The organism is Parasedimentitalea denitrificans (assembly GCF_011813015.1).
Classification (GTDB): domain Bacteria; phylum Pseudomonadota; class Alphaproteobacteria; order Rhodobacterales; family Rhodobacteraceae; genus Parasedimentitalea; species Parasedimentitalea denitrificans.
Map to the genome: position 1 here is coordinate 1 of NZ_QHLQ01000047.1, position 6,084 is coordinate 6,084.

The 6,084-nt window shown below is 52.2% G+C and carries 3 tRNA genes and 3 rRNA genes; all 6 read left to right on the forward strand.

From position 1 onward, the window contains the following. The first annotated feature begins 388 nt into the window (after nt 1–388). A 16S ribosomal RNA gene (locus DL239_RS21000) occupies nt 389–1,854 on the forward strand. A 205-nt stretch (nt 1,855–2,059) separates the two neighbouring features. Next, nucleotides 2,060–2,136: transfer RNA gene (locus DL239_RS21005), tRNA-Ile, on the forward strand. Between the two features lie 21 nt (nt 2,137–2,157). Further along, nucleotides 2,158–2,233 (forward strand) — tRNA-Ala (locus DL239_RS21010). Nucleotides 2,234–2,659: 426 nt separating this feature from the next. Continuing rightward, nucleotides 2,660–5,490 (forward strand): 23S ribosomal RNA (locus DL239_RS21015). Between the two features lie 225 nt (nt 5,491–5,715). Further along, a 5S ribosomal RNA gene (rrf, locus tag DL239_RS21020) occupies nt 5,716–5,830 on the forward strand. Together the 16S, 23S and 5S rRNA genes with 3 tRNA genes alongside form the textbook arrangement of a ribosomal RNA operon. Nucleotides 5,831–6,007: 177 nt before the next feature. Next, nucleotides 6,008–6,084, forward strand: a tRNA-Met gene (locus tag DL239_RS21025).

Here is a 6,084-nt window from a genome sequence, read left to right on the forward strand (position 1 = left end):
TAGAACCCCCCTTACCGGCGGCGCTGAGGCGCTGCTAGAGACGCTCCGGAGAGACGGAGGGACGCCTCGGAGAGACGGGGGATTGAAGATTAGGATTGGCGGGCGCGCTGAGAGATTGGCGCATCTGTTTGATTTTTGTCTTCGCGCTCTTTGAAAATTTATATATCTGAAGAGATATGTGGGCGGTTTGGTTCATTCGATGGATCAACCTGTGCATATATCAACGCTGGTAGGGGTTCGCCCCGATGACCAGTGTCAGCTTCACTGTTTGGACGGCTTTTGTTTCTTTTGAAACTGAAGCACAGCCAAACGGTTAAACTGTCCCATTTGAACGATGGGACGATATGTGCAGAGGTTCGACGTCAAGGATAGCATTGCAAGATGCTTTCAACTTGAGAGTTTGATCCTGGCTCAGAACGAACGCTGGCGGCAGGCCTAACACATGCAAGTCGAGCGCACCCCTTCGGGGGCGAGCGGCGGACGGGTTAGTAACGCGTGGGAATGTACCCTTCTCTACGGAATAGCCTCGGGAAACTGAGAGTAATACCGTATACGCCCTTCGGGGGAAAGATTTATCGGAGAAGGATCAGCCCGCGTAAGATTAGATAGTTGGTGGGGTAATGGCCTACCAAGTCTACGATCTTTAGCTGGTTTTAGAGGATGATCAGCAACACTGGGACTGAGACACGGCCCAGACTCCTACGGGAGGCAGCAGTGGGGAATCTTGGACAATGGGCGCAAGCCTGATCCAGCCATGCCGCGTGTGTGATGAAGGCCTTAGGGTCGTAAAGCACTTTCGCTAGAGATGATAATGACAGTATCTAGTAAAGAAGTCCCGGCTAACTCCGTGCCAGCAGCCGCGGTAATACGGAGGGGACTAGCGTTGTTCGGAATTACTGGGCGTAAAGCGTACGTAGGCGGATCAGAAAGTATGGGGTGAAATCCCAGGGCTCAACCCTGGAACTGCCTCATAAACTCCTGGTCTAGAGTTCGAGAGAGGTGAGTGGAATTCCGAGTGTAGAGGTGAAATTCGTAGATATTCGGAGGAACACCAGTGGCGAAGGCGGCTCACTGGCTCGATACTGACGCTGAGGTACGAAAGTGTGGGGAGCAAACAGGATTAGATACCCTGGTAGTCCACACCGTAAACGATGAATGCCAGTCGTCGGATAGCATGCTATTCGGTGACACACCTAACGGATTAAGCATTCCGCCTGGGGAGTACGGTCGCAAGATTAAAACTCAAAGGAATTGACGGGGGCCCGCACAAGCGGTGGAGCATGTGGTTTAATTCGAAGCAACGCGCAGAACCTTACCAACCCTTGACATCCTAGGACAACCTGAGAGATCAGGCCTTCCTTCGGGACCTAGTGACAGGTGCTGCATGGCTGTCGTCAGCTCGTGTCGTGAGATGTTCGGTTAAGTCCGGCAACGAGCGCAACCCACATCCTTAGTTGCCAGCAGTTCGGCTGGGCACTCTAGGGAAACTGCCCGTGATAAGCGGGAGGAAGGTGTGGATGACGTCAAGTCCTCATGGCCCTTACGGGTTGGGCTACACACGTGCTACAATGGCAGTGACAATGGGTTAATCCCAAAAAACTGTCTCAGTTCGGATTGGGGTCTGCAACTCGACCCCATGAAGTCGGAATCGCTAGTAATCGCGTAACAGCATGACGCGGTGAATACGTTCCCGGGCCTTGTACACACCGCCCGTCACACCATGGGAGTTGGGTCTACCCGAAGGCCGTGCGCCAACCTCTTCGGAGGGGGCAGCGGACCACGGTGGGTTCAGCGACTGGGGTGAAGTCGTAACAAGGTAGCCGTAGGGGAACCTGCGGCTGGATCACCTCCTTTCTAAGGATGATCCTAGTCAGATTAGCTTGCTAATCTCGTGGATCACTTAGCAGATCTCCTCTTCTCACGAAGAGGCACTCGAAATGAGTGAATGGTCATAAGAGACTTTAAGTCTCAATTCGGACCAGGCCGTCCTCATATCTCTTCAGTAACACGTGAGCCTACCGGTTCCGTGAACGTCGATTTTGCAGCAGCAAAATCAACTGGGTCGGTAGCTCAGGTGGTTAGAGCGCACGCCTGATAAGCGTGAGGTCGGAGGTTCAAGTCCTCCTCGACCCACCATCAACCCGCGAGGGTTATTGTGGGGCCTTAGCTCAGCTGGGAGAGCGCCTGATTTGCATTCAGGAGGTCAGGAGTTCGATCCTCCTAGGCTCCACCACTTACTTTGATTAGATCTTCAAGCATTCACTTCGAATGTTTGAACGTCCAATCGGACGTGGCTTCTTCGGAAGCTTTGACATCGTTTAGAGAGATACAATCAACAACCTGTTGGTCCCCCGAGTATGGGATGGACCTCAGACTGGTGCTCCTGGCAACAGGAGCAAGCCGATACGACATCTGTTTCCTCGGATGTTTATGGGTTTGCCGGGCTGAAACGACAGTGTTGTCCAAGTCAAGTAAACTAACCCGAACACGTCTTCAGCCACTTCCCGCACGGATAGTGGTTGCATACGGGACGTGTTCATATTGTTCGCATCATACGTGGTGCGAGCGGGAAAGTATGCTTTTGGTTCAGAATGAAGAGGGCGGTTTCTTACCAGCTTCCGCTCTTGTGTCAGACGCAAGTCTTTCTATTTCTGGATCAAATCAAGCGCGACAAGGGCGTTTGGTGAATGCCTTGGCAGTAAGAGGCGATGAAAGACGTGATACTCTGCGATAAGTCATGGGGAGCTGAGAATAAGCTTTGATCCATGAATTTCTGAATGGGGCAACCCACCTGATACTTTGTTATTGTTAGCCGCAAGGTTATCAATAATGAGGTAAACCAGGTATTTTTAACCTGAATACATAGGGTTAAAAAGGCAAACCCGGGGAACTGAAACATCTAAGTACCCGGAGGAAAGGAAATCAATTGATACTCCCCTAGTAGCGGCGAGCGAACGGGGACCAGCCGAGCCTTGAGTGTGAGAAGAACATGTTGGGAAGCATGGCCATAGCGGGTGATAGCCCCGTATTCGAAGCATGATAGGACGTATTAAGTAGGGCGGAACACGTGAAATTCTGTCTGAAGATCGGAGGACCACCTTCGAAGGCTAAGTACTCCTTACTGACCGATAGTGAACCAGTACCGTGAGGGAAAGGTGAAAAGCACCCCGACGAGGGGAGTGAAACAGTACCTGAAACCGAACGCCTACAATCAGTTGGAGGGTCCTTGCGACCTGACAGCGTACCTTTTGTATAATGGGTCATCGACTTGGTCTCACAAGCAAGCTTAAGCCGTTAGGTGTAGGCGCAGCGAAAGCGAGTCTTAATAGGGCGAATGAGTTTGTGGGATCAGACCCGAAACCGAGTGATCTAGGCATGGCCAGGTTGAAGGTGCAGTAACATGCACTGGAGGACCGAACCCACATCTGTTGAAAAAGATCGGGATGAGCTGTGCCTAGGGGTGAAAGGCCAATCAAACTCGGAGATAGCTGGTTCTCTGCGAAATCTATTTAGGTAGAGCGTCGTCCGAATACCCCGGGGGGTAGAGCACTGGATGGGCGATGGGGGCATACAGCCTTACTGACCCTAACCAAACTCCGAATACCCGGGAGTACTAGACGGCAGACACACTACGGATGCTAACGTCCGTAGTGAAGAGGGAAACAACCCTGACCTCCGGCTAAGGCCCCTAATTCATGGCTAAGTGGGAAAGCAGGTGGGACGACCAAAACAACCAGGAGGTTGGCTTAGAAGCAGCCATCCTTTAAAGATAGCGTAACAGCTCACTGGTCTAAATAAGTTGTCCTGCGGCGAAGATGTAACGGGGCTCAAGCCATGAGCCGAAGCCGAGGATGCACATAGTGCATGGTAGCAGAGCGTAGTGTGACATAGTTCCATGTCTCCTTACTTCCTTCGGGAAGATTGGAGACACGGAGCTTTCGATGAAGCCGGGGCGTGAGCCATCCGGTGGAGAGATCACTAGTGAGAATGATGACATGAGTAGCGACAAAGAGTGTGAGAGACACTCTCGCCGAAAATCCAAGGGTTCCTGCTTAAAGCTAATCTGAGCAGGGTAAGCCGACCCCTAAGGCGAGGCCGAAAGGCGTAGTCGATGGGAACCAGGTTAATATTCCTGGGCCAGGAAGTGGTGACGGATCTCAGAGGTAGTTCATCCTTATCGGATTGAATGGGCTGCTGAGAGGTCCCTGGAAATAGCCCTTCCATGAGATCGTACCCTAAACCGACACAGGTGGATAGGTAGAGAATACCAAGGCGCTTGAGAGAACTATGTTGAAGGAACTCGGCAAAATACCTCCGTAAGTTCGCGAGAAGGAGGCCCGGTTTCTAGGCAACTAGAGGCTGGGGGCACAAACCAGGGGGTGGCGACTGTTTATTAAAAACACAGGGCTCTGCGAAGTCGTAAGACGACGTATAGGGTCTGACGCCTGCCCGGTGCCTGAAGGTTAAAAGGAGGAGTGAGAGCTCTGAATTGAAGCCCAGGTAAACGGCGGCCGTAACTATAACGGTCCTAAGGTAGCGAAATTCCTTGTCGGGTAAGTTCCGACCTGCACGAATGGCGTAACGACTTCCCCGCTGTCTCCAACATAGACTCAGCGAAATTGAATTGCCTGTCAAGATGCAGGCTTCCCGCGGTTAGACGGAAAGACCCCGTGCACCTTTACTACAGCTTCACATTGGCATTAGGCCGAGCATGTGCAGGATAGGTGGTGGGCTTCGAAACCAAAACGCTAGTTTTGGTGGAGCCTCCCTTGAGATACCACCCTTGCTCTGCTTGATGTCTAACCGCGGTCCATTATCTGGATCCGGGACCCTGTGTGGCGGGTAGTTTGACTGGGGCGGTCGCCTCCTAAAGCGTAACGGAGGCGCGCGAAGGTTGGCTCAGACCGGTCGGAAATCGGTCGTTGAGTGCAATGGCAGAAGCCAGCCTGACTGCGAGACTGACAAGTCGAGCAGAGACGAAAGTCGGTCATAGTGATCCGGTGGTCCCGAGTGGAAGGGCCATCGCTCAACGGATAAAAGGTACGCCGGGGATAACAGGCTGATACTGCCCAAGAGTCCATATCGACGGCAGTGTTTGGCACCTCGATGTCGGCTCATCTCATCCTGGGGCTGGAGCAGGTCCCAAGGGTACGGCTGTTCGCCGTTTAAAGAGGTACGTGAGCTGGGTTTAGAACGTCGTGAGACAGTTCGGTCCCTATCTGCCGTGGGTGTAGGATACTTGAGAGGAGTTGCCCCTAGTACGAGAGGACCGGGGTGAACGAACCACTGGTGGACCAGTTGTCGTGCCAACGGCAGTGCTGGGTAGCTATGTTCGGACAGGATAACCGCTGAAGGCATCTAAGCGGGAAGCCCCCCTCAAAACAAGGTATCCCTGAGGGCCGAGGTAGACCACCTCGTCGATAGGCCAGAGATGTAAGCGTGGTAACACGTTCAGTTGACTGGTACTAATTGCCCGATAGGCTTGATTTGATCCAGTAATAGACAGACTGATAACTCAGACTTCTGTGAACGATAATCAAAGCATACATTCCAACCGTATTCGAAACGAAAACGAATACGTATCAGACTAACTTACTTGAATAACATGTTGATGTGGGAACGCGCCTTTCCTTTGGAAAGAAGCTGTCTCCCACTCGCCGTGATTTGCCCCAGGCAAACACGGCGTGTATCTCTCAAATCGAGGATTTTCCTCGGTTTGGTGGTCATAGCGCAAGTGAAACACCCGGTCCCATCCCGAACCCGGAAGTTAAGCACTGTTGCGCCGATGGTACTGCGTCTTAAGGCGTGGGAGAGTAGGGCACCGCCAAACCTAGAAAAATCCTCAAAACGATAAAACAAAGAATACCTTCAGAACATCAATAACGTCCTGAAGGGCGACAGGTCTTAAACCAACCGGTAAACAGACCAATCGGGCTAACAAAGCTCTACCTGCAATAGCCCAAACAAAAGGGCTCAAGTAGCGTAAGCGATAGCCCAAAAAAAGCGTCGCGGGATGGAGCAGCCCGGTAGCTCGTCAGGCTCATAACCTGAAGGTCGTAGGTTCAAATCCTACTCCCGCAACCA